Source organism: Candidatus Desulfolinea nitratireducens (assembly GCF_982879505.1).
Map to the genome: position 1 here is coordinate 1 of NZ_CEYOSI010000026.1, position 24,782 is coordinate 24,782.

The 24,782-nt window shown below is 48.8% G+C and carries 21 protein-coding genes; 16 read left to right on the forward strand and 5 right to left on the reverse strand.

The annotated features are described in order from the left end of the window. The first annotated feature begins 372 nt into the window (after positions 1-372). A complete protein-coding gene (locus AC3DOM_RS03875; RefSeq protein WP_487917712.1) occupies positions 373-576 on the forward strand; it encodes a DUF951 domain-containing protein in 204 nt (67 codons plus the stop codon). Continuing rightward, complete coding sequence (locus AC3DOM_RS03880; RefSeq protein WP_487917713.1) at positions 566-1,717, forward strand: MGDG synthase family glycosyltransferase; 1,152 nt, start codon at positions 566-568, stop codon at positions 1,715-1,717. Before AC3DOM_RS03875 ends, AC3DOM_RS03880 begins: the two co-directional genes overlap by 11 nt. A 67-nt stretch (positions 1,718-1,784) precedes the next feature. Here the strand turns inward: AC3DOM_RS03880 and AC3DOM_RS03885 are convergent, their stop codons facing one another. Continuing rightward, positions 1,785-2,591, reverse strand: a complete 807-nt coding sequence (locus tag AC3DOM_RS03885; RefSeq protein WP_487917714.1) for a mechanosensitive ion channel family protein — start codon at positions 2,589-2,591, stop codon at positions 1,785-1,787. Positions 2,592-2,715: 124 nt separating this feature from the next. Between AC3DOM_RS03885 and tsaE the strand changes: the two genes are divergently transcribed. The 7 genes from tsaE (at position 2,716) to AC3DOM_RS03920 (ending at position 10,559) form a co-directional block, all read left to right on the forward strand. After that, positions 2,716-3,213: a tRNA (adenosine(37)-N6)-threonylcarbamoyltransferase complex ATPase subunit type 1 TsaE gene (gene tsaE / locus AC3DOM_RS03890; RefSeq protein ID WP_487917715.1), complete on the forward strand. Its 498-nt coding sequence runs from the start codon at positions 2,716-2,718 to the stop codon at positions 3,211-3,213. Further along, positions 3,213-3,884: a tRNA (adenosine(37)-N6)-threonylcarbamoyltransferase complex dimerization subunit type 1 TsaB gene (tsaB, locus tag AC3DOM_RS03895; RefSeq protein WP_487917716.1), complete on the forward strand. Its 672-nt coding sequence runs from the start codon at positions 3,213-3,215 to the stop codon at positions 3,882-3,884. The genes tsaE and tsaB overlap by 1 nt, the downstream gene beginning before the upstream one ends. 28 nt (positions 3,885-3,912) lie before the next feature. After that, positions 3,913-5,232: a nucleotide sugar dehydrogenase gene (locus AC3DOM_RS03900; protein WP_487917717.1), complete on the forward strand. Its 1,320-nt coding sequence runs from the start codon at positions 3,913-3,915 to the stop codon at positions 5,230-5,232. A gap of 66 nt (positions 5,233-5,298) precedes the next feature. Continuing rightward, positions 5,299-6,282: a GDP-mannose 4,6-dehydratase gene (locus tag AC3DOM_RS03905; protein ID WP_487917718.1), complete on the forward strand. Its 984-nt coding sequence runs from the start codon at positions 5,299-5,301 to the stop codon at positions 6,280-6,282. 120 nt (positions 6,283-6,402) lie between these two features. Then, positions 6,403-7,749, forward strand: coding sequence for a lipopolysaccharide biosynthesis protein (locus tag AC3DOM_RS03910; protein WP_487917719.1), 1,347 nt, complete (start codon positions 6,403-6,405; stop codon positions 7,747-7,749). Between the two features lie 24 nt (positions 7,750-7,773). Next, positions 7,774-10,188: an endonuclease MutS2 gene (locus AC3DOM_RS03915; protein WP_487917720.1), complete on the forward strand. Its 2,415-nt coding sequence runs from the start codon at positions 7,774-7,776 to the stop codon at positions 10,186-10,188. Between the two features lie 143 nt (positions 10,189-10,331). Next, positions 10,332-10,559 carry a hypothetical protein gene (locus tag AC3DOM_RS03920; RefSeq protein ID WP_487917721.1) on the forward strand — a complete coding sequence of 76 codons (228 nt, stop codon included), beginning with the start codon at positions 10,332-10,334 and terminating at the stop codon, positions 10,557-10,559. Between the two features lie 66 nt (positions 10,560-10,625). On the opposite strand, the gene AC3DOM_RS03925 is transcribed toward AC3DOM_RS03920, so the two are convergent. Both AC3DOM_RS03925 and AC3DOM_RS03930 read right to left on the reverse strand, forming a co-directional pair. Next, a complete protein-coding gene (locus AC3DOM_RS03925) occupies positions 10,626-12,539 on the reverse strand; it encodes an ATP-binding protein (RefSeq protein ID WP_487917722.1) in 1,914 nt (637 codons plus the stop codon). Further along, positions 12,539-13,699 carry a response regulator gene (locus AC3DOM_RS03930; RefSeq protein WP_487917723.1) on the reverse strand — a complete coding sequence of 387 codons (1,161 nt, stop codon included), beginning with the start codon at positions 13,697-13,699 and terminating at the stop codon, positions 12,539-12,541. The genes AC3DOM_RS03925 and AC3DOM_RS03930 overlap by 1 nt, the downstream gene beginning before the upstream one ends. Before the next feature lie 219 nt (positions 13,700-13,918). On the opposite strand from AC3DOM_RS03930, the gene AC3DOM_RS03935 reads away from it, so the two are divergent. From AC3DOM_RS03935 to AC3DOM_RS03965, 7 genes are all read left to right on the forward strand, one after another. Next, positions 13,919-15,178, forward strand: a complete 1,260-nt coding sequence (locus AC3DOM_RS03935) for a glucose-1-phosphate adenylyltransferase (protein ID WP_487917724.1) — start codon at positions 13,919-13,921, stop codon at positions 15,176-15,178. A gap of 20 nt (positions 15,179-15,198) precedes the next feature. Continuing rightward, entirely contained in the window at positions 15,199-15,945 is a 747-nt protein-coding gene (locus tag AC3DOM_RS03940) for a hypothetical protein (RefSeq protein WP_487917725.1), read from the forward strand. Between the two features lie 302 nt (positions 15,946-16,247). Further along, on the forward strand, positions 16,248-19,202 hold the full coding sequence (locus tag AC3DOM_RS03945) for a cation-translocating P-type ATPase (protein ID WP_487917726.1): 2,955 nt from the start codon (positions 16,248-16,250) through the stop codon (positions 19,200-19,202). Positions 19,203-19,512: 310 nt separating this feature from the next. Beyond that, entirely contained in the window at positions 19,513-21,483 is a 1,971-nt protein-coding gene (gene feoB / locus AC3DOM_RS03950; protein WP_487917727.1) for a ferrous iron transport protein B, read from the forward strand. Positions 21,484-21,686: 203 nt separating this feature from the next. Beyond that, positions 21,687-21,980: a FeoA family protein gene (locus AC3DOM_RS03955; RefSeq protein ID WP_487917728.1), complete on the forward strand. Its 294-nt coding sequence runs from the start codon at positions 21,687-21,689 to the stop codon at positions 21,978-21,980. A 372-nt stretch (positions 21,981-22,352) separates the two neighbouring features. Continuing rightward, entirely contained in the window at positions 22,353-22,796 is a 444-nt protein-coding gene (locus tag AC3DOM_RS03960; protein WP_487917729.1) for an SRPBCC family protein, read from the forward strand. A gap of 95 nt (positions 22,797-22,891) precedes the next feature. Continuing rightward, positions 22,892-23,929 carry an XdhC family protein gene (locus AC3DOM_RS03965; protein ID WP_487917730.1) on the forward strand — a complete coding sequence of 346 codons (1,038 nt, stop codon included), beginning with the start codon at positions 22,892-22,894 and terminating at the stop codon, positions 23,927-23,929. A 91-nt stretch (positions 23,930-24,020) separates the two neighbouring features. Here the strand turns inward: AC3DOM_RS03965 and AC3DOM_RS03970 are convergent, their stop codons facing one another. Together AC3DOM_RS03970 and AC3DOM_RS03975 are read right to left on the reverse strand one after the other, a co-directional pair. Continuing rightward, on the reverse strand, positions 24,021-24,308 hold the full coding sequence (locus AC3DOM_RS03970; protein ID WP_487917731.1) for a helix-turn-helix domain-containing protein: 288 nt from the start codon (positions 24,306-24,308) through the stop codon (positions 24,021-24,023). After that, a complete protein-coding gene (locus AC3DOM_RS03975) occupies positions 24,301-24,612 on the reverse strand; it encodes a type II toxin-antitoxin system RelE/ParE family toxin (RefSeq protein ID WP_487917732.1) in 312 nt (103 codons plus the stop codon). The genes AC3DOM_RS03970 and AC3DOM_RS03975 overlap by 8 nt, the downstream gene beginning before the upstream one ends. Positions 24,613-24,782: the final 170 nt, after the last annotated feature.

Consider the following 24,782-nt stretch of genomic DNA (forward strand, 5'->3'; position numbering starts at 1 on the left):
TGGATTCGGCTCAGTTGTCGGTTGTTAAAGTTCAGCTTTTTTCAGACGAGTCATTGATAGTATTAAAAAATATAATTTCCACGGGATTATATCAAGAAGCTGATTGATGTAAAGCAGAGAAAAAGTGGGAAGTGGCTATTTTATTGTGTAAAAATAGAATCATAGCGCTTTTTCGCACGGAACACCCTACCGGGCACGCGTAAATCCCCGTGCAAACCGGCTCACGCATGAGAGAGTCCGCTTTCGCGAAGTAGCCTTTAGGGTAGCGGGCTTAGAGGCGTTGAGTCCATGCGCAGCAATACTCCGCATGGATGGGTAAAGTACCGATCTTCTCACAGTAAAGTACCGATTCTCTCGCGGTATAATCCCATCATGCTCCCTGAAATCGAAATCAAAGATATCGTTCGATTGCGCAAGCCGCATCCCTGCGGTTCCTACGAGTGGAGGGTCACCCGTCTCGGCGCCGATATCGGCCTCGAATGTCTTGGCTGTGGACGACGGGTGATGCTTACTCGCCGTGAACTTTCTCGTCGGCTGAAAATAATCCTACCCAAGGAGGATGAACTTGGCGAATAAAAAACCACACATTCTCTTTCTCTTTTCCGATACCGGTGGTGGTCACCGCAGTTCAACCGAATCGATCATCGAAGCCCTCTCTCTCGAATTTGGGGATGCGGTTACCACAGAAATGGTTGATTTCATCAAAGGTTACGCTCCGCTGCCCTTTAATAAAATGCCTGATTGGTACCCGGATATGGTCAAAGCACCGTATCTCTGGGGGCTGAGCTTTAAGATCAGCGACGGTCGTATGCGCGCCCGAGCCATCACCGCCAGCATGTGGCCTTATATTGGCAAGGCCACCAAAGAGCTTGTCAAACGTCATCCCGCCGATATGATCGTTGCCGTTCATGCTCTGGCAACCACATCTTTTTTAAAAGCGTTGGGCGAAGAGGATGAGCAGCCTCTCTTTATCACTGTCGTAACTGACATGGTCACCTCGCATGCTTTATGGTTCGATACGCGCGCGGATTTGAGCCTGGTTCCGACTGAGATGGCGCGCCAGCGTGCCCTTGATTATGATATGCCACCCGAAAAATTGCGCGTGGTCGGGCAACCCATCCCCGAAAGGTGTGCGGTTCCCTCAGGGACAAAAGCCGAAATACGCGAAAGGCTGGGCTGGCCACAGGATCAATTTATTGTCCTCGCTGTTGGCGGTGGCGACGGGATGGGGCCTCTCGGCGAAACGGCGCATGCCATCGCCGATTCCGGACTCTATGTTGGGCTGGTAATCGTCGCCGGACGCAACGAAAAACTCAAAGAAGAATTGTTAGAACTTGATTGGCCGATCCCGACCTTTATTTATGGCTTTACCAAAGATCTGCCCGATTTTATGCGTGCCGCCGATGTTCTCGTCACCAAAGCCGGTCCGGGAACGATTGCCGAATCCCTCGCTGCGCATTTGCCGATCATTCTTTTCGCGCGCCTGCCGGGCCAGGAAGATGGGAATGTCACCTTTGTCGAGGAGACGGGGACAGGCGTCTGGGCGCCCGACCCGGAGGACGTGGTCCGCAACCTGGCGCGCTGGATCACGCATCCGCCCACGAGGCAGGCAGTGATTGAAAACTGCAAGCAAGCCGCTCGTCCGGAAGCGTCGCGGACGATCGCCCGTATCCTTGGGGAAAAACTGGGGTTGACTACCGCTGATCCAGAAGAATAACTATTGATTCAGAATCAAAAACGGGACTGGCCTTTAGCGAGTCCTGTTTTACATCTCAAAGAGTAAATTATTTTTGGACGTATAGGGTTTGAATGGGGAAGGGTATCTGGATCCCTTTCTTGTCGAGCGCTGTCTTGATTTTTGTCACGGCGATATTTTTTGCCGATTTCGGGTCTGTCAGATTTGTATCGATCCAGAAATAGATCGTCAGATCAATCGACGAACCACCAAAGGTGTGGAAGGCGATATTTGGAGCGGGGTCTTTGAGCAATCCTGGAATATCGGCGATGGCATCCAGGATGGTTTGCCGGGCCTTATCATGGTCTGCATCGTATGAAATGCCGATGGGCAATACCACTCGTAGTGATTTTGCCTGGCTGAAATTGGTGATCGAGTTCGACAGTATTTGTGCGTTGGGGATAATAATGATGCGGCCATCAAAATCGCGCATTTCGGTTGTGCGGATATTGATGGTCAGAACCGTCCCTGAGTAGCCTGCAGCCTCAACATCTTCCCCAACATTGAAAGGCTGCTGGATCAGCAGGATGATGCCCGCGACAAAGTTTTGCATGATATCCTGCATCGCAAAACCAATCGTAAAGCCAAGAATACCCAAACCTGCAATAAAAGCCGTCACATCGAAAAAGCGACCGAGCGAAGTGATAATACCAAAAGCGATAATGCCCCAGTAGAGCAGCTGCCCCAGAAGGATGCTGAGTTCAAAATCAACAGCACGTTTTTTAAGCATCTTGCTGAGTAGCTTGCGCAAAAATCGGGCTAAAAATAAACTACCGAAGAAAATCAATAAGGCCGTAAATATATTGGGCACGATTGGAGGGAGAGAGTCAATGAAATCAAAATAATTAGTTGGCATTTTCTTCCTTTCGAACTTGATCAGCACCGTGTGGCAATCATATCCTAAAAGAAGATGCTGGTCTATATATACCTCACCTAAACCCACCTTGCCCTCCCCTCTGCCCTGACGTATAATCGCCACCATGCCTATCCTGGACGAGAACACCCTCGATTTCATCAGCCGTAGCCCGGAGCAAACCCGCCGTATGGGGATGCGCCTGGGCGGGATGTTAAATCCCGGCGATATCGTCTGTTTGCAGGGTGATTTGGGCGCAGGAAAAACCACCCTGGTGCAGGGTTTGGCACAAGGCTGGGGTTCATTGGACGCTGTTTCAAGCCCGACCTTTATCATTATCAATATGTATAGACGCCCCGATGAAAGCCAGCTTTTTCACCTTGATACCTACAGGCTCGAATCTGCGCCTGAGGCCGCCGAACTGGACATCGACGAAATGCTACTATCTGGTCCGCTTGTGATTGAGTGGCCTGAACGCATCGAAAGCATTCTTCCCCCCGAGCGGTTCTGGCTGTATCTTGAGTATATCGGCGAGGAACAGCGACGGATTCAAATCAAACCGCATGGCGCGCGATATAAGGTTTTTCTCGAAGAATTGCGCCAATCCGCATTTGGAGGCGACTGATGCTTCTTGCTGTTGATACCTCCACCACGCAGGTTGGCATCGCTCTTTACGATGGCGTTCAGATCATTGGAGAAACTCTTTGGCACGGAAAACTGCGTCATACAACCTCCCTTGCGCCCGCCATAGCTGAATTATTTAAGCGTACCAATGCGACCATGGATGATCTCGCTGCGCTGGGTGTCGCGCTTGGACCTGGATCCTTCACCAGTTTACGGGTGGGATTGGCGCTGGTCAAGGGGCTTGCTCTGTCGCGACATTTGCCGCTGATCGGGATCCCCACGCTGGATAGTTTAGCTGCTGCGCAGCCCCTCCGCGATATTCCACTTGCTGCCATTTTACAGGCAGGACGCGGACGTTTGGCCCTTGGCTGGTACCATGCCTCTGATAACGGCGTCTGGCAATCGGATGGGGAGATCAGTGTCTTGAATTTGGACGAATTGATCAAAACCATCGAATCCCCAACGATGATCTGCGGAGAGTTATCAGAGGAAGAACGCAGCATATTGGCGAAGAAACGTGACCTGATCGAATTAGGCTCTCCGGTGCAATCCACGCGGCGTCCCGCCTTTCTGGCGGAGTTGGCCTGGAAACGGTGGCAAGCCGGTGACACGGACGAGGCGGCGTCCTTGGCTCCAATTTATTTACAAGTAGGGGCATCTATCCCTGCTTAATGTTTTATCAAAGGTGGAACAATTAATAATGAATTCAAAAGAAGTTTTGCTGAGAAAACTAAATGAGAAAAAAGCGCGTATGGCCGTTCTTGGTCTTGGATATGTGGGCTTGCCGCTGGCAGTGGTTTTCGCTGAGGCAGGATTTGAGGTAATCGGTATTGACCCGGATATGAGCAAGGTCGATACTTTGAACGAGGGTGTCAGCTATATTCCCGATGTCTCATCCGAAGATGTGGACAAATTGATAAAAAGCGGTCTCCTAAAAGCGACGACGGATTTTTCTATCTTGAAGGATGTCGAGGCTGTTAGCATTTGCGTGCCGACGCCCCTGCGGAAAACCGGCGATCCGGATATGTCTTATATCGATGCGGCGACTTCTGAGTTGGCCAAATACGTCCACGCAGGGATGGTCATCGTCCTTGAATCGACAACTTATCCCGGCACGACCCGTGAATTTGTGTTGCCAATCCTCACAGAAAAGAACGATCTGGTTGTAGGGGAAGATTTCTTCCTCTGTTTCTCTCCAGAGCGTGTCGATCCGGGTCGCGAGGATTGGACGACGATCAATACCCCCAAGGTTTTGGGTGGTGTTACGGAGGCCTGCGGAGAAGTAGCTGATGCCTGGTACAGCGCTGCGATTGAAACCGTTGTCCCTGTCTCCTCTGCGGAAGCTGCGGAGATGTCAAAACTGCTCGAGAATACTTTCAGGATGATCAATATAGGTTTGGTTAACGAGTTGGCAATCATGTGTGACCGTCTCAATGTGGATGTCTGGGAAGTGATCGACGCGGCTGCGACAAAGCCCTTTGGTTTCATGAAATTCACCCCTGGCCCTGGACTGGGTGGGCATTGCATCCCGATCGATCCGCTATATCTCTCATGGAAGATGAAGGCAGTTAATTACAATGCGCGTTTCATCGAGCTGGCCTCAGAGATCAATACCGGAATGCCGCGCTACGTTAGCATCAAGGTGCAGGATGCGCTCAACGAGCATCGCAAGGCAATCAAGGGTAGCAAGATTTTGATTTTAGGTGCAGCCTATAAACCCGATATTGATGACCTGCGAGAATCCCCTGCGCTGGATGTGATCGCTTTGCTGGCTGAAAAGGGTGCCGATGTTTCTTATCATGATCCCTATTGCCCCTCTCTACAGACCAACGAAGGCGAGGCAATGGAAAGCGTTCCCGATATGATGGCATCCGTCAGAACAGCAGATTGTGTCGTCATTATTACCAATCACAGTGATTATGATTACGATGCAATTCTTGCCGATGCACTGTTAATTGTAGATACGCGCAATGCGCTCGGCAAGGCAGGGCGTAATAACTCGAAAGTATTCGGTTTGTAATATCACTCGTCACTTCTCACGCATCACTGAACAAGTAACGAGTGAAAAGTGAACTTTGGAGCCCTCATGTCAAATTACATTGTCACTGGCGCGGCAGGATTTATTGGTTCGCGTGTCAGTCAGCTTTTAATCGTAAAAGGACATAGCGTTATTGGCATCGACAATATGAACGATGCCTATGATGTGCGTATCAAGGAATTTCGGTTGAAACAGCTCATGCCTTTGGAGAAATTCACCTTTGCCCGTAAAGATATCTCCAATTGGGAAGAGGTCAAATCTATCGCTGAATCCAGCCCGCAGATAGATGGGATCATCAATCTCGCTGCGCGCGCTGGAGTACGCGCAAGTACTGAAGTGCCCTTTGGGATGCTTGCCTCGAATACGACCGGAGCCTTGAGCATGCTCGAGCTTTGTCGGCATTACGATATTCCCAAGATCATTCAGGCTTCGACATCCAGCATTTACGGTGCGAATCCACCCTACCCTACCCCTGAAACTGCCAATAGTGACCGCCCCCTTCAAGCCTACGCTGCCAGTAAAAAGGGCGCAGAAGCACTTTGCCACAGCTATCACCATTTATTTGGTGTGGATGTGAGCATAGTCCGCTTTTTCACTGTTTATGGCCCCGCTGGGCGCCCCGATTTGGCGATGTTCCGTTTTATTCAATGGATCACCGAAGGGCGGACCTTGCATCTCAACGGGGATGGTGAACAATCACGCGGATTTACCTACCTTGACGATATCGCGAGCGGGATCGTTCTTGCCCTCAAGCCGCTCGGCTACGAGATCATTAACCTGGGTGGACACGAGGTCATCACCATCAACGACCTGATCGCCCTGACTGAAGAATTGGTTGGCAAAAAAGCGATGATTGAAAACCACCCTGCGCATCCTGCTGATATGCGTCAGAACTGGGCCGATGTGACAAAAGCCCGCGAAATGCTCGGCTGGGAACCACGGGTCGGTCTCCGCGAAGGGATGCAGATCCTTGTCGATTGGTATAACCAGGAACGGGATTGGGCAAAAGATATTGAGACGGGTAGTCTTTAACACGAATATCGCGAATTGGCGAATGACACGAATAAAAGCTTTAAAAATTCGTGCAGTTGGCTCGTATAAACAATTCACGTTCAACCTTCAAACTTTTCAACCTTCTAACCTTAAACCCTAATGCCCAACCTCCTCTCCATCTGGCGCGAAGATTCCCTCCTCCGCCGCGTTGTAAAAAACAGCAGCTATCTCTTCAGTAGCAGCACAATCGGGATGGGGCTGGCCATTGTCCAGAGTGTATTCGCTGCTCGTCTGCTTGGTGTTGCCACCTTCGGTTTACTCGGGATGGTCATGTCTTTCTCTACATCGATCAACCGTCTGCTTTCCTTCCGCATTGGAGAATTGGTCGTCAAATATGGCGGAGAATATCTTGCACAGGATGAAAAAGAGCGCGCCGCCGCAATTCTCAAAGCCGCGGCGCTGACCGAGATCGGTACATCTCTGACAGCCTATCTCCTTATCTATCTCTTTGCCCCCCTTGCCGCGCAGTACATTATCAAAGACCCGGCTGCAATAATTTTCATCCGTTTTTATGCGCTGGGCCTCCTCAGCAATTTCGTTACCGGCACATCCGCTGCCCTCCTTCAACTTGGCGATCACTTCCGCTCGCAGGCCCTGATCGGATTGGGGCAAAATATCCTCACTGCCAGTATCATTGCCTATGCCTACTTTTTCAAGGGCGATATCTGGCTTATCCTGGCAGCCTATCTTATTGGCAAGGTTTTCTACGGATTCTCCTTCCTGATCTGGGGGATGCGCCGCGCCGCGCAAATGCTTGGACGCGACTGGATGCGTGCGCCTTTCAGCTTGCTTCCGCCAAAACGCGAGTTCTGGTCATTTGCGTTTTCCAGCAACTTCAGCGGGACGGTCAATCTCGTTACCCGAGATAGCGAAGTCCTCTGGCTGGGTTTCCTGCTCCCCGGCGAGGTTGGGAAGATCGCTGCGGGCTATTACAAGACCGCCCTCGCCATCATCAACCTGATCCTGATGCCGGTCAATCCCCTCATCGCGACCACCTTCCCGGAGATTGCCCGCGCCGTTGGCGAAAAGGCCTGGGAGCGCTTACGCACCTTGCTCAAACGCATCACCACCCTCTCTGCTGCCTGGACATTTTCTGTTGGTATATTCCTTCTCTTCGCAGGGGGATGGCTTATTCCCACCTTTTACGGGCCAGAATACGCTCCTGCCACCCCAGCCACCTTGATCTTGCTGATCGGCTTTGGGATGGCAAATATCCTCTACTGGAATCGACCCCTCCTCCTATCCTTGGGAATGCCGACCTATCCGCTCAAGGTGATGGCTCTCGCTGGCCTCGTCAAGATCGGGCTGAGTTTCCTTCTTGTGCCACAGTATGGCTATCTGGCCCAGGCCGCACTGATGTCTGGATACTTTGTTTTTACAGTTGGGATGATCGTTTGGAGGGGATTCGGTGAAATAAAACGACGATCTCAGTTGGATAGTCCTTAATTCTGTGGTTAAATACACCCTGCAATGAATTCTAAAACTCTCTCCATCCTCGAATACGACAAGATCCTCGAGCGTCTTGCCAGCTACTGCGCTTTTAGCGCATCGGTTGAACTCGCTCAGAACTTAAAACCAACCCCCTCTTTCAAGGAGGCGCAGATCCGCCTGCAGGAGACGACCGAGGCCAGGCATCTTTTCTCAACCAATCAAACGATTGGAGTCGGCGGCGCGCGGGATGTGCGCGAGCAGGTTAAATTAGCCTCTCGTGGCGGTGTCCTGGAGACTCAGGATCTGCTTGATATTAAAGACACGCTTGTTTCTGCACGAAGATTGAAAAATAGCATTGCCAAAAGCGATACAGACGAACATCTTTATCCCCTCCTGAAGAAGATTTCCGAAGCCTTGCCTGCTCCCCTCGGCCTTGTGGATGCGATTACACGCACCATCTCCGATAAGGGTGAAGTTCTGGATTCAGCTTCGCCGAAACTGGCTTCCATCCGTTCCGAGCGCCGGGTAACGCATGGCCGCTTGATGTCGAAGCTCCAAAAGATCATCAGCAATTCCAAAAACGCAACCATGCTTCAGGAAGCGATCATCACCCAGCGGGATGGACGTTACGTGATCCCATTGCAAGCCCAGTTCAAGGGACGGATCAAAGGGATCATTCACGATCAATCCTCTTCGGGGGCAACCCTCTTTATTGAGCCCCTGACCACGGTCGAGTTGAATAATCAGGAGCGTGAACTTCAACTTGCCGAACGAGATGAGGAACGCCGGGTACTTGCCGAGCTTTGTGCGCAGATCGGTGAACACGCAGAGGAAATCACTATTGGTGTGGAAGCCCTTGCCGAACTGGATCTGGCATTTGCAAAAGCGAAGTACGCGGATGTATTGGATGCGAGTGAACCGATTCTGTTTGAAGGTTGGCAAGTTGGAAGGTTGAAAGCTTCAAAAATTCAAACCTTAAAACTGATCGAAGCCCGCCACCCCCTGCTTGACCCCTCCACCGTTGTGCCGCTTGATATGACCCTCGATGCGGAAACACGTGCCCTTGTCATTACCGGACCGAATACAGGCGGAAAAACCGTCGCGCTGAAAACCATCGGGTTGCTGGCGTTGATGGCACAATCGGGATTGCATATCCCTGCCCTGTCTGGCTCAGAACTACCCTGTTTTGCCTCTGTCCATGCCGATATTGGCGACGAACAATCCATCGAGCAATCGTTAAGCACCTTTTCAGGGCATATCAAAAATATCAGCCAAATTCTGAAGAATGCCGACGAAAAATCGCTGGTCATCTTTGATGAACTGGGCGCGGGCACCGATCCGCAAGAGGGCGCAGCCCTGGCGCGTGCCATCCTTTCTGAATTACTTGAGCAGGGAGCGTTGGCTTTCGTTGCTACGCATTATCCTGAATTGAAAACCTTTGCTCACACGACCGATAAAGTGGTCAACGCTTCTTTGGAATTTGACCTGCATACCCTGCGCCCAACCTACAAGTTGACGATTGGTCTGCCGGGACGCTCGAACGCCCTGGCGATTGCCAAACGACTCGGACTCCCGGAGAGCGTGCTCGTTGCAGCGAGGGGCGAGATCGACCCCGACGACATCCGCGCCGATGACCTGCTTAACGACATCCATCGTCAACGCAAGGTAGCCCAAAAAGAGCGCCATAAAGCGGAAAAGGCACGTATGCAGGCACACCGTTTACGACGGGAGTTGACCGAGAAACTGGAAAACATCGAAGATGAACGGCTCGAGATTTTAGAGAAAGCCCGGGGCGAGGCAGAAAACCAAATCGAAGCCGTGCAAGCCGAAATCAAGGCAATGAAACGGGTTTTGGATCAGGCACAGCAACCGCTTGAGTCGATTGAGCAAGTATTAGAACAGGTCGCTGCTGCCGGGAAGAAAGTCCAAAAGAAGGCAAAACGCAAACCAAAGGTCGTATTCGAGGAAGAACCAACCCTTTCAGGAACGCCTGTTGTTGGAGAGAAAGTGCGTCTGCTAACCTTGGATACTGAAGGGATTGTGACCGCGCTGGGCGAAAATGACGCTGAGGTGCAGGTGGGGAATTTGCGGATGCGGGCGAAGTTGGTTGATCTGCAACGCAAAGGCATCCAGGTTGATGTAGGCGAAGAGAAGAAAATCGCAAAAAAAACATCATCGGCTGTCAGAACGCCATCAGTAACTCTGCCAAAAATGGAATTGGATATGCGCGGCCAGCGTGCGGACGATGCTCTCGATATGCTTGACCGCTATATCGATCAGGCCTATGTTGGTGGAATGCCTTTTGTACGCGTCATTCACGGTAAGGGAACCGGAAGATTGCGCGAAGTAGTGCGGGAAGCACTACAAAATAACCCTTATGTAAAATCTTTTGAAGAGGGCAAGGCCAAAGAGGGTGGTGCGGGTGTTACTGTGGTAAAGTTTGCTGAAGATTAATAAAGGTAGGGCTTACGGTTTTTTATTGACCTTGTCCCAATGCCCTGCGGTGGGGTACTGTAGACAAGCATCAACGCAGAGCATTGCTACTGGAAATAGGGTGTTTTACGTAAGTCTAAAAGGAATTTATTGAGGAGTGTAAGATGTCTCTGGATGATGGCATTGCTCAAATTCAAGAAAAGATCACTGCGGTTAGCGCGGACATAGAGATGAAGACTGTCAAAATGTCTGCTGAGGAGGCACGGATCAGCGTCTACGCCCCGGCGGGAGAGATGAATGCGATCCAGGATGCAACCCTGATGCCAACAATTGAATTACTCAATAGTGATGGTTTGGATATTCAGGTTTTTGTCTATGATAAAAATGCATGAGGGGTGGAATATAAAGCGTTAACATAAAAAAAAGGACTTTGCCAGGTGCAAGGTCCTTTTTCTTGGCTAATGTACCTCGGTGGGGAGAAGAACAAAGAAGATTGACCCTTCATTTTCTTTTGATTCAAACCAGATCCGCCCTTGGTGACTGTCTACAATTGTTTTAACGATAGCAAGCCCAAGGCCAGAACCAGCTACTCTTTTCGATATATTTGCTGCCCGGTAAAATTTCTCAAAGATATGAGGTTGGTCCTCAAGGGGGATGCCTGTTCCCTGGTCCGAAACCTTAAAAATTATTTGATTATCTTCGTTATGAAGCTTTATACTGATCTTTTTGTTGTTCGGCGTATATTTGACCGCATTTCCGATCAGATTATCAAACAACTGCCTGATACGGACAGGATTACCACGCACGGGAGGCAGGTTGGGGACAATATCCAGCCCCATCGTTTGGTTTTTCTTTTGTATCGTTGTTTCAAGATTGCTGATGGAGTATCGCAAGATGCTTTCCAGGTGAATGCTTTCGCGGCGGGTATCAAAGCCAGCTTCGATCCGTCCGAGATCAAGCAGGTCGTTGATGAGCGCAGTAATATCCTGAACACTGAGCTGGATACGGTGAACAAATTCCTTTTGCTCCTCATTCAGGGAGCCTATTCGTTGAATAAGTTCCGCATAACCAAGAACAGCGGTAAGTGGCGAACGCAGATCGTGTGATACGGTATGGACAAAATCATCTTTGAGGCGGCTAAGTTCTTTATGGTACGAAACATCTTGCATGGTAATTGCCGCGCCTACACCAGGAATGGGGGTATATTGAGCGTTGAAAACGCGGTCATCATCCAGAATGACCTCAAAATTTTGCATAGAAATTTCTTCCTTCTGTCGCAGAATATTTAGAATATCTCTTTGCGAAATCACATCCGAGATGATTTTGTTGGAGACTTCCTCACCTTTGACACCCAGGGCATTGCACATCATCTCATTGATTAATTCGATACGATCCTGCTGATCGAGAATGATCAGGGCGTCATCCATATTGGATAAAACTGCTTCAAATTTGGACCGCTCATCTTCAGATGCTTGATAAAGGCGTGCGTTTTCAATTGCTACCCCAGCGTAATCAGCCAAAAGGGAGAGCAGCAAAGTATCGTGCTCACTAAAGGGCAAGTGGTGTTGACGGTTGTCAACACCCAACACGCCAATAGTTTGCTCATTTAGCTTGATTGGGACGTAAATTAAAGACTTAACCAGATAAGCTGTTTTAATTTTTAACAAAGCATCTTTGTTGAGATTGATCGGCTCCCCTGTTTTTATCACTTGCCCGGCAAGAGAATCAGAAACAGGCAGGCGAAAAGATTTAGCAAATTCATCTTCAAAGTTATATCCAGCACGCATAAAAAGCTCGTTACTCTCTTCGTCAAGGAGTAGAAGACTTCCCTCTTCTGATTTGGTCAGTTTGACAGCTGCGGCTACAACATTATTTAAAACCCCATCAAGATCGAGGGTGCCGGTAATATCTCTTCCGATAGTTAGCAGAACCTCCATTTCACTGACGCGTTTCTCCAGCGATGCAGTCGAGCGATTGACTTCACGCCGTAACCAGTCTCCCATCCGTTGGGCACGCAGTAGGCTGCTTTCAACAGCATTGACGATTTCATCCGTCTTCAAGGGAGGTTCAAGATACGCGCTTATGCCTGCTCGCAAAACTTCTTGAATAAGGCCAGGTGAGTTTTCGGTGGCCAGAAAAATAATTGGCAAAGTGGGATAATGGATAAGGAGTTCTTCTATTATTTCTAAACCGTTTTCCTCCTGCAATTTTTCTCCCAACAAAACAATGGATGGATGACTTTCCTGCAGCAGCTTTTTAATCCCGGCGCTGTCATGCGCTACGATAACCTTATATCCTACAGCGCGAATTGCGCGTGACATTAATTGCAGCGTTTGAGATTTGTCAAGAGCGAGAAGAATTGATTCTGTCATTATGCGTTTTTAGTGATTGTTTCCTCAGCCGTTTGTTGGAGACGTCCTAGCGCGGCCTGTGCTGTCGCCAGTGCTTGTCTTTGTTCTATATTGAGCTTGCCCAATTTCCCTTCTTGTAAAAGATTTACAAAAAAACTGGCTGACTTCAGCTCTTCTTGTAGACTTCTATTTAATGAATCCAAAAGTTTGGCTTGTCGTTTTTGACCAGAAAGTGAAGCGATTGCGCTATCTTGCAAGGCGCGAAAAAGTCTGGCATTGATCAATGAAATTGAAGCATAATCTCCAATAGCTTCCAGCAATGCTTCTTCAGTTTGAGTGAAGGCTTTATCTTCCTTGCGAATTACGATCAATAACCCGATCACCTCGTCTTTTGCCTTGATCGGGACCACCATCGCAGCTTTGCCTAAAGCTGATAGTTTAAAGCGATCAATTGGTCTCCCGTGAACAGTAAGGGTTTCTCCTGAAAGTGCGACAAGTGAGCTGATCCCATCGTCAAGAGATGTATTCATTTTTTTTGACCATGAAGGAGGCAAATTACGCTGTGCTGTTAAAAAGAAGGGTTTATTCTTCGAAGTTTCATCCCGCAATAAAAGCCAACCAATATCTGCTGAAGTGACGCGTATTGCCCCTTCTACGATTTTATCAAATAGTATCCGTTGATCGCTGATTGAGACAACTGCTTTACCAATCGCGAGCATTGTCTTCAATTCGCGCGTCTTATGCGCCAGTTCCTGACCGCTTTCTTTCAATCGTCGATCCAAATTGCGACGGTCATGTTTTCCACGTGTTTCTTTGAGCGCATGCTCGACTGAGGCAACCACCTCTTCAGCACGAGCAGGCCAAAGCAAATAATCAGACGCGCCAAGCCGCAGGGTGTGCATCACATCGCGTTCCCGTTCTTTTTCGCCAATTACAATTACAGGGAAACTATAATTCTGTGCTCTAAAAGCAACCAGGAGATCTTTCCCGCTTAACCCAAGTGGATTTAAATTAAGAATTACCAAATTGGGAGAAAGCTCCATCACGGCTTTAATCGCCTTGTTTCCATCATCAACAACGTTGACGCGATACCCCAATGGTCGAAGCGCCTGACGTGCGATCAGATCGCTAATATCTGGGTCGCTCTCAATAAGCAAGATCAGTTCTTTTGTTTCGCCCATAATTTTCTTAAGGTTTCTCAGGTTGAGAATTGTATCACTTTTCAGAGTGTTAAATCATAAACTCTTTTTTGCAATGAGTAATTGCATTCTCGTTACGAAAATTTTAATAAGATCACATTCTAAATAAACAGGCACGACCGATTCTCCCACGGGGACTCTTCCAGCTTCACTCTATGTTATGATTCAAGGGCTGATGATCAATAAGTAAAGGAAAAAATAATGCCTGCGTTAAACGAAATTCTTGCTGTTATCATGGGTGGGGGACGCGGCTCACGCCTATATCCTCTTACCAAACTTCGCGCCAAACCAGCCGTGCCTATCGCGGGTAAATATCGCCTGATCGATACAACACTGAGCAACTGCATCAATTCAGGTATTTATCGGATTGCGGTATTAACCCAATTCAACTCTGTCTCTCTGCATCGTCATATCACGCGCACCTTTAACTTCGATACCTTTCATACCGGCTGGGTGCAAATTCTCGCCGCAGAGCAAACTCCTGAGAGTGCAGATTGGTATCAGGGTACGGCAGATGCTGTCCGCAAGCAGTTAACTGAGATCCAGGTTACTGAAGCCAAGCATATTCTCGTCCTGGCTGGAGACCATCTTTACCGGATGGACTATAAAGAGATGGCAGAATTTCACTTCAAGAATGATGCTGATATCACTGTTGCCGTGCAGCCTGTTCTGCGAGAGGACGCCCCCCGTTTTGGCTTGCTCAAAAGAGAGAAGGATGGGCGCATTTCCGATTTTACAGAAAAACCCAAAGATCAGGAAATCCAAAAGAAATTCATTAGCCGTGATGATCCTGAGCGCCCATTTCTCGGCTCGATGGGAATCTACCTGTTCAAAACCCAGGTATTGATTGACCTCCTCAAAGGTTTTCCGGCCTACGATGATTTTGGCAGTGACGTGATTCCACACGCGATAAAAACCCATCAGGTTTACGGCTGCGATTTCGATGGCTACTGGCGTGATATTGGAACGATCCGCGCCTTTTATGACACCAATCTTGAGCTGACGCTTTCAGACGCGCTCTTTAATTTTTACGATTTGAAAGGCCCGATCTATACCCATGCCAGATACCTGCCTGGTTCAACAGTTGAAGATAGCCGTCTGAAAGATGTGTTGCTCGCCGAGGGATGCCGCATCCGTAAGGCTGAAATCATCCATTCGGTGATCGGGTTGCGCAGCCGGATCGCATCGGGCGTGCGGATCAAGGACAGCATCGTGATGGGCGCGGATTCCTATGTCACCAAAGGCACGAGCGGCATACCGGTTGGGATTGGAGAAAATTGCGATCTTGAAGGAGTAATCCTCGACAAGAATGTCCGCCTCGGCAAAGGTGTGGTCATCAAACCCTTTTCGCGGGGAACTGATCTCGACACAGAAACCTTTGTTGTCCGGGATGGAATCGTCATCATCCCCAAAAATACCCATATCCCCGCGGAGACGCGCATCACGCCTGAAGATATCTAACCATTATCCTGAAAAATCCTATGACAAACTCAGTATTCACCTCACGGGTCAATCCTAAACGTATCTTAAAGATTCTGCTGGGAATTACTTTTTCACTTGCAATCTTGAACGTAATCGCCATGTATTTGCGTTTTTTCCCTGAACGGTATCGGGTGTATAGCCTTCTCCATGAATTCTTTTTGGATATTTATATTGATCGATTCATCATGAATACAGAGATGAACTTCCCGACCTATTTTGCCACCTTCCAACTTCTGGCAGCATCCATCCTCTTTTTTATTATCGCTGCCTGGAAAAAAACAGCCAAAGATAAATATCGCCATCATTGGAAGGGACTTGAATTCCTGCTTTTGCTTTTTTCAGTTGATGAATTTACCGCGATGCACGAAAAGCTGGAAAAACTCTTTAAAGATTTACCGGATTTCAACGGGCTCTTTTATTTCAAATGGGTTATTCCGGGGATTGCTTTTTTATTTCTCTTTGGGTTGCTCTACCTGATGTTCTTTTTCCATCTTGAAAAGAAATATAAAATTCTCTTCCTGAGTTCGGCAGTTGTCTTTTTTAGTGGAGCGCTGGGCTTTGAGATCATTGGTGGACGCTTCGCCAACTATTATGACACCAGAAACTTCACTTTTTATATGATTACCACTGTCGAAGAGATCTTGGAGTTGGGCGGAATAGCGCTCTTGATCTATAGCTTGCTGGACTATATTAAAAAACACACCCCTGAAATCCATTTATTATTAAATGATGGGCAAGAAAAATAACAAAAATCTAACTCTCTTTATCTTGACTACAATCAATGAACGATGTACACTCCGGCTGTTGGGGAGTAGCCCACCTGTCCCCACAGGATGGATTGTCGTCAGCACAGAGCAAGGGTAAGTTCCCACTCTCGGCAATCCAACGCTTTTGAGCGAAGGCAAGACCAACACGCATTGCGTGTTGGTCTTTTTTAATCTTTGCCCTCACCCGTCCATTGCTACGCTCGGCCTTCCCTCTCCCGCAAAGCGGGAGAAGAGGAGGCCAGCGAAGCGAGACGGAGGTGAGGGCCAGAAAGGTTGTTCAAATGAAAGAAGAAATTATTCCAACAGGGTCCGTTCAGCCAGAGCACGAAGCCTGGCATGCACTCAATCCTGAAGATGTACTAAAACATTTGGAAGTAAAAGAAAATGGGTTGACTGCAAAGGAAGCCGCCGAACGCCTGGCTCATTACGGTCCCAATCAATTGGTCGAAGCCCCTCGCCCCGGTTTTTGGGTAAAGCTCTGGGCTCAGCTGAATAACTTTGTCGTGATCCTGCTTTTGGTGGCGGCCGTCATCTCCGGGTTGATCGGTGTGCAGGAATATCAGCATACTGGTGAGGTCGCAGAATTTGTTGAGGCAGGCGCGATCCTGCTGATCGTCGTCCTGAATGCCGTTCTAGGGCTTGTTCAGGAAGGCAAGGCAGAAGAGGCGCTGGCTTCGCTCAAAAAGATGTCTGCGCCAGATGCGCAGGTATTGCGTAATGGAAGCCGCACATCCATTCCTTCGCATGAACTGGTTCCTGGCGATATTGTTTATCTCGAAGCGGGGAATTATGTCCCGGCAGATGTGCGCCTGATCGAAGCGATAAATCTGCGCGTTGAAGAGGCCTCGCTAACTGGAGAATCCCTCCCTGTTCAGAAGAACGCATCTGTCCTGCTTGAGAAAAACCTCCCCATCGGGGATCGAAAAAATACCGCCTTTATGGGAACCACCATCTCCTATGGGCGTGGGCGCGGCGTGGTCACCAATACAGGAATGCGCACCCAGCTTGGCCTGATCGCAGAAATGCTCTCGTCTGTCGAAACCGAAGAAACCCCCCTCCAAAAACGCCTCGACGAACTTGGCAAAACGCTCAGCATTTTATCGCTCTTTTTGGTGGCGATCGTCTTCGTCGTTGCCATCTTCAACTATACCGATTTCAGCCTCCTCCTCAGCGCCCCGGCTGATTACTTCGCCGAATATGGCAAAGATATAACCGAAGCCTTTATCATCGCTATATCTTTGGCGATTGCCGCTGTGCCAGAGGGATTGCCTGCAGTGGTGACGATCAGCCTTGCCTTGGGGATGCGGGAAATGATCCGACATCACGCTCTTATCCGAAAGTTGTCCTCGGTGGAGACACTTGGTTCGGCCACCATAATTTGTTCCGATAAAACAGGGACCCTGACCCAAAACGAGATGACGGTCACCAGGCTTTGGGTGGACGGGAGTTTTGTCGATGTTTCAGGAACGGGATATGTTCCGGAGGGAACTTTCTCTGTAAATGGGGGAGAGATCAAGTTTGAGAACTATCCAGCCGTTTTAACAACCCTCTGGCTGGGTGTACTCAATAACGATTCATTTATCGAAAAAACGGGCGAGAGCGACGATCAGACCACCTATAGGGTGGTTGGTGATCCGACAGAAGGGGCGTTGCTGGTTGCTGCCGCCAAAGCGGGAGGTTTCTCTGAAGAGCTTGAAAAAGCTTATCCTCGCGAGGGTGAAATCCCCTTTGACTCGGAACGCAAGCGCATGATCACAATTAACGATGTGGATGTGCCCCGCGTGGAAGATCTTTCACCATTTACTGATGAGAAATACCGGGATTGGGATATCATCACTGTAAAAGGCGCACCTGATATGGTGCTTGATCTTTGCACAAAATATCAGGGCATGGACGATAATGCGCAGCTGCTTACCACCGCCGCGAAGAATCGGATCAGGGCTGCCAACGATCAAATGACCAAAGGTGCTCTACGTGTTTTGGCTGTGGCTTATCGCCTAGAGCGGGATGTGCCCAACGAAGGTGCCCCAGCCGAAGAGCTGGAGCGTGACCTGGTCTTTGTTGGCTTACTGGGGATGATCGATCCGGCACGCATGGAAGTTCGCCCTGCCTTGGAGAAAGCTAAAAAAGCCGGTATTCGTACGATCATGATCACCGGTGATTATCCCAATACCGCCCAGGCGGTTGCCGAAGATATTGGCCTGATGCGACCGGGCAGGAAGGTCCTCACCGGTGCAGACCTCGATGAGTTGAGTGACGATGATTTGATTCGCGAGATCGAGGAAACAGATGTCTTCGCCCGCGTTTCCCCCGAACACAAGATGCGGATCGTGGATGCCCTGCAGGCCAACGACGAAGTCGTGGCGATGACGGGTGATGGCGTCAATGATGCGCCTGCCATTAAACGTTCTGATATTGGTATAGCGATGGGGATCACCGGTACCGATGTGGCCAAAGAAACTGCCGATATGGTGCTGACCAATGATAATTACGCCAGCATCGTCCACGCTGTGGAGCAAGGTCGCGTTATTTACGGCAATATCCGCAAATTTGTCTTTTTCCTGCTTTCCAGCAATGCAGCTGAGATCATGATCATCTTTCTCGCCACGCTGGCAGGGCTGCCCGCTCCGTTGACAGCGATCCAGTTATTATGGCTAAACCTCGTCACCGATGGCGCACCGGCCCTGGCATTGGCGATGGAAAAGGGGAATCCCGATATCATGGAGAATAAGCCCCGCCCGAAGAACGAGCCGATCATCCATGGGCCGATGCGGCTGGGAATTATCATCCAGACGATTACCCAGACAACAGCCGTTTTAACGGCCTTTGCTTTGGGGTTGCTCTGGCATCTGGAAGCGGGAGCAAGCGTCCCGGCGGGAGCAAACCCGATCTCCTATTTGTTGCAGCACGATTGGCGCGAGATCGACGTCCAAACTGCCGAGACGATGGCTTTTGTCACCCTGTCTCTGGCTGAACTTTTCAGGGCCTACACCGTCCGCTCAGAGAAAGTTTCACTGTGGAAGATCGGCATTTTCTCCAATAAATACATGCAATACGCAGTTGGCTTTTCGATGGTTTTGATCATTCTCGTGGTCAATATTCCCTTCCTGCAGCCGATATTTAATACGCATTTCCTGAACGCCACGGAATGGGGCGTGGTAATTGGGCTGGCGCTCATCCCGGCAATTTCGGAAGAGATCACCAAATTCTTCCTGCGGCGGCAGAGTAAAATTTAAGGGTAACGTCCCGCAGGTTTTAAACCTGCGGGACGATCATAAATAACAAAAAACTAGCTTGCTCTTGGCGGCGTCCTCGCCGCTGGGGACGGCGACGAGAGCAAAGTTTAATATAGAAGAATCTTGTCCAAGAGCGGCTTTTTAGCCGCTCTTGGCGGTTAAGAGGGGATATTTCTGGAAAATCTGATTTGCCTGACAGATGTCATCCAGGACGAATGACAAATATTACTCTGGATTAATATAATAAGTTAGTATATACTAACGACATCAATGAGATAGACAGAGCCATTTGATATAAGGAAAGAAATTAATGGAATGCCACACCACTAACTCCAGCGCGGCCCTTGCGGGGGCGGGCAGCATCGCTCTTGTTGGACATCCAAATGTCGGGAAATCAGTTCTTTTTCAACGGCTTACCGGCCAACGCGTGACAGTATCGAATTACCCGGGCACAACGGTGGAAATCTCCCGTTCTGCATTGAAAGACCTGCCCGATATTATTCTGGTGGATACGCCCGGTGTGATCGCCTTTCCACCAAAATCGGATGACGAACGGGTAACAGAACAACTCTTGCTGGATGAATCTCTCAATGCGATCGTCCAGGTCGGCGATGCCAAAAATTTGCGCCGGACGCTTTTATTCACCGTGCAACTGGCTGAAATGGGTGTCCCAATGGTCCTGGCCCTGAATATGATGGACGAGGCCAATACACGCGGCGTCGTTATTCAGGATCAGCTCCTGGCTGACCGGCTCGGGCTGCCCATTATTCCAACTACAGCTACTCGTAATCAGGGGGTGAATGAGGTCGATTCTGCGCTCCGAAGGGCAAATCCAGCCATTCTGGAAATAAAATATCCGCAGATTATTGAAGATGCAATCAGAAAAATTTCTGCCCTTATTCCGGAGGCGCCCATCTCAAAACGAGCGATGGCGCTGCTTTGGTTGAATGATGATCTCGAGAGTGAGAAGTGGCTTATTCAAAACATAGATGCGGGTAAGGTTGATGCGCTAAAAGAGATTCGCTCAGATGCGCAAAAATTATCATCTGAATCCCTGAGTGAGGACATACAACAAACTCGTCTGGATTACGTCCGTGAGCTGACGAATGAAGTATTGGTTGAATCTGGTGCAGATTGGCGCGGGTTTTCAACAAAACTGGGCACGCTAACCACCCATCCCGTATGGGGCGTGTTTATCATGCTGGGCATACTTTACGGCATGTATTGGTTTGTGGGGATTTTTGGGGCAGGCACCCTGGTTGGCCTATTGGAAGAGAATTTATTTGGTGAGGTGCTGAATCCCTGGTTTACGAATTTGGTTCAAACAGGGATCCCGATACCATTGATCTCGGATTTTATCGTAGGCGAGTATGGGCTCTGGACGATGGGAATGACCTATGCCGTAGCGTTGATCTTCCCGATTGTGACAACATTTTTCCTTGCATTCGGTGTGATGGAAGATTCTGGATACCTGCCACGATTGGCAGCCCTGAGTAACCGTATGTTCAGCGCGATCGGATTGAATGGCAAAGCAGTCTTGCCAATGGTGCTTGGCCTGGGTTGTGTCACGATGGGAACGATCACCACCCGAGTGCTGGAAAGCAAACGGGAACGTCTCCTTGTAACCTTGTTGCTGGCACTGGCAATCCCCTGCTCGGCCCAGTTAGGTGTTGTAATGGGCATGTTGGGGAGCATTTCATTGGCGGCAACAATGATCTGGGGTGGGGTTGTGATGCTTGTCCTGCTGGCTGTAGGCTGGCTGGCTGCGAAGCTTGTTCCGGGGGAGCGGACTCAATTACTGGTGGAATTGCCTCCAATGAGATTCCCTGTAATTTCAAATGTTATTTTCAAGACCCTGGCGCGTCTTGAGTGGTATCTGAAAGAAGTTGTCCCGCTTTTCATGATCGGTACCGCGATCTTATTTGTTCTGGATAAAACCTCAATGCTCGCGATGATCTCAAGCGTGGGCAAGCCACTGGTCAGCGGATGGCTCGGTTTGCCGCCTGAAGTGAGTGTCCATTTCCTGATGGGCTTCCTGCGCCGTGATTTTGGCGCTACAGGTCTCTTCATCATGCAGCAGCAAGGCTTACTCAGTCCAGCCCAGGTTATTGTTTCCATGGTCACGATTACTTTATTCATCCCCTGTGTTGCCAGTGTGATGATCATTAAAAAAGAACGAAGTTGGCAAACCAGTCTTGGGATTGTTGTCCTGGTTTTTGGCTTGGCATTTCTGGTCGGCGGATTGCTCCGCTATGCCCTGCTATTCTTCGGGTGGAGCTAAAATGGCAGAAATCTCCTGCTCGATGTGCGGTCATCATTACGACCCCTCAGCATATTTACGTTGTACTGAATGTCCGATCAAAAAGGGCTGCCAATTAAGCTGTTGCCCAAATTGTGGTTACGAAACAATTGATATTGAACAATCTTCGTTGGTGCGTTTTGTATCTCGATTGATCTCGATCTTTTCATCTGGAGAAAATAAAAATGACATTGAACTGGTCTCTTCGCAAAAAAACTGATCCGATATCTCAAAAAGAAAATATCGATCCCTCCATAAACCTGCTATCCGATCTGGAAACAAATTCCCTTGCCCAGATCAAGGGTTTTGCTCCCTCTTTATCTGTCAAGCTCAAGGCGCATTTACAGGCGTATGGCATCATCCCTGGAAATACTTTACGCGTCCAACAAAAAAAACCGGTAACAGTCGTACAGGTGGAACATACTGAAATCGCTCTTGAGACAGAGCTAGCCAAATCGATTTATGTGGAAATAAACTAAAAAATATCCCAACTATGTAAATAATCAGGAGACTGTCACTGATAAAGTGACAGTCTCCTTTTTTCTGGTCACAGAAATCATCCGCATATTATGTTTTTTTGCCATCCAGCTAAATTCTAGATTGCCCCTCTAGTATTTTGTCAGGATATAGTATATTATTTATCAAGACTACTTATATCCAACAACTCATAAATAAATATTTGAACTCTGATTTTGGAATCAAGCTGGATGGGCAGCATTCTGCCCACGTTATAGTGTTGTTTTTAAGGTTTTTTGATTACCCATACCCAGTGTATATTCACCAGTTTGTGCTTATGAGCAGTAATCCGGGCAGTTCAAAATCACCTGTAGCATTTATATAAAGGAGTAGGCATGCACTTTGAAGGAATTGTTGCTATACAAGCGCCACGAGAAAAAGTTTGGAACTTTCTTACGAACCCCGATTTTGTTAGCCAGTGTGCCCCGGGAATTAAATCAGTTGACGTCATTATTCCAGACAAAAAATTTAGAGCAGTTGCAGCCGTTGGTTTTGGTTCGATCAGTACTACTTTCGATAATGAAATTGAATTTGTCGAGCTTATAGACCTGGAATTTGCAAAGGTCAAAGTTCATGGAAAGGCTCCCGGCAGCGCGGTAGATGCGCTTGGCGAAATGAAATTGTCTGATGGAGAGGATGGGGCGACAAACCTGACCTGGTCGGCAGAAATTACGATTGTGGGAACGATTGCGAGCCTTGCTTCCCGGATGCTGGGTGGGGTCACCAATAAATTAACAGGTATTTTTTTCAGCTGTGTAAAGAAAAAAATCGAAGAGTGAAATTTGGTCCGCTCGCGCTGCAAGTGCTGGGGGAAAATACAGGGCCACAATCTTGCTGAACTTAATGGGCGAGGGCTGCTGCGGTAAAAATCAAAATGCAAGATATTTTTCCTGAACTAAAAAAATGGACAGGTGACGATCAAATTGTTGCGACTGCTACCGTAATCAAAACCTGGGGTTCTTCCCCACGGGAAGTTGGCGCAAAGATGGGGGTCAACGAAAAAGGCGAAATGATCGGCTCAGTCAGTGGGGGCTGCGTGGAAGGGGCTGTCGTTGAGGCTGCCCTTGAAACCATCAAAAGCGGACAGCCGCAGTATCTGCACTTTGGTGTTGCCGACGAGACCGCCTGGGAGGTTGGGCTGGCCTGCGGGGGCATGATCGATATATTCGTTCAACTACTCGACAAAGAGATATTTTCCGCTCAACGCCATGCCATTGAAAAGGGAGAGGGCTTTGCCACGCTAACCCAGATAAAAGGATCGGAGCAACTGGTTGGCATGCAGGCCTTATGTATGGAAAGAGAAGATGTGGAATGGAACGGTAGTGAACCAATTTCTACCCAAACGTTGGAACAAGCCCGGATGGCATTCAAAATGGGTACGACGACGGTGATTCTCGATGAAAGCAGACCCGAGGCTGAGTTGGCCTATTTCGTGGATGTGCATCTGCCGCCACCGACACTGATCATTGTGGGCGGTGTGCATATCTCGATCGCCCTGGTCAGGTTCGCCAGGGCATTAGGGTATCGGACCATTGTGGTTGACCCAAGGCGCGCCTTTGGCAGCCAAAAGCGCTTTGAAGAAACCGATCAGCTGATCCATACCTGGCCGGATGAAGCGCTGAATGCAATCGGGATCAACCCTTCTACCGCAATCGCCATTCTGACACATGATCCAAAACTGGACGACCCCGGTCTGATGGTGGCACTCTCATCAAAAGCATTCTATGTCGGGGCGCTGGGCAGCACGCAGACCCAAAGTAAACGACGTAAACGTTTGCTTGATGCTGGACTGACAGAGACACAGTACGACAGGCTCCACGGACCGATCGGCTTGGATCTGGGTGGCCGCTCACCGGAAGAGATTGCGCTGGCGATCATGGGGCAGATCGTACAGGTCCGAAACGAAAAGTAAAGAACGAGTATCAAAGGTTTGGCCCCAACCTGCGGAGCAGGGACGGGGTGCACGCATTGTTGGGCAGTTTTTGACTTTAAGACTCGTTTGTTTATGACAACTCCATAAAAACTTCTGGCTTTTGCTCTGCAATCCGCAACAATGCTATTGCCGGGCCACTTGGTTTGCGCCTTCCCTGCTCCCAATCTTGAACAGTACGCAGACTCACGCCCATCAACCCAGCAAAAGCCGATTGTGACAACTTTAATTTTGAACGAATAACCTGTGGTGGGGCAGGCTCTTTCAAAGAATGGACACGCAAAGATTTAGTGCCATCCTTGTAAGCCCTGACTTCACGAATACCTTCGAGGATTTCCTGACCAATATTACGCTTAGACATTTTCAATTTCCTTTGCGATTTGACGAAGAATATGAGCGGGAATATTTTCTACTTCACTTTTGCGGTAAATGGTGAGAAGCCAAATTTCATCATCTTGCTTTTTGAAGTAGTAAATCACCCGCACGCCACCGCTTTTACCTTTTCCTGCCATTGCCCAGCGAATTTTTCTGACGCCGCCTGAGCCCCGAACAACTTTGCCTGATTCTGGATGTTGGAGCAAAAAACTTTGCAAACCTAAATATTCATCATCAGACAGATAATCATAAACATACTTTGTAAATGCAGTGGTTTCGATGAATTCCATAATCCCATTATACGGCTATGCCGTATGTTATGCAAGCCCTATTTTAGTTAAATTCTAAGTACATATCAATTGGAAGGAACTGCACCAACGAGACTGTCGAAAAACCCCTAGTTCGAAAAATGTTCATAAAAATCTCCCACAACAGGCTCAAAAATCGCCAAAATGTTGCT